This window comes from Rothia sp. HMSC076D04 (assembly GCF_001814645.1).
GTDB classification, from domain to species: Bacteria; Actinomycetota; Actinomycetes; order Actinomycetales; family Micrococcaceae; genus Rothia; species Rothia mucilaginosa.
In genome coordinates this window covers 386,433-386,935 of record NZ_KV817369.1, presented here as the reverse complement: position 1 = coordinate 386,935, position 503 = coordinate 386,433, and the positions used below count along the sequence as shown (strand labels likewise).

The 503-nt window shown below is 60.0% G+C and carries 1 pseudogene; it reads right to left on the bottom strand.

The window, feature by feature from the left end:
• Positions 1-42 precede the first annotated feature (42 nt).
• Positions 43-503 (bottom strand): annotated as a pseudogene (locus HMPREF2980_RS05950) (peptide ABC transporter ATPase); the annotation flags it as partial.

Genomic DNA, 503 nt, shown 5'->3' with positions numbered 1-503 from the left:
CGGCGAACATGTGGCTTCTCAACGTAAGACCCACAGTGGACTTTACATGTCGGGCCAGTCACGGTGCAGTGAATACTCCGTGTCTCCGTCACCGTTATCATTCAGGTGCCAGCGCTGACCGGTGCGAATATCGGCCTTGCGCAGGCGCGGGTTCGGGTTATCCTTCTTACCCATCGTGGGGTCGTTCTTGCAGCCCCAGCGAGTGTCGTCGTAGCTGCAGTCACCGGCTACGCGTCCCACATCAACCCACCAGACACGCACCAGCAACGGGTCACTGGTCGCCTGCGGGGTCACTTCCATCATCTGCCACGGGCCACCATCCACACGGAAACGAGCCGTGTAATGCACGGTCGCATACGCATGGAAGTTACCCGAACGCTGGTAGGCGTAGCTGGTATCCGTCTGCCTCGGACGCTCACGGGGGTAGGTGGTGACCGGTTTGCCAGCGGTGTAGTTAGTGGCAGTATCGCCGTTGCCGTACTCGATGACATAGGAGGAGGGCA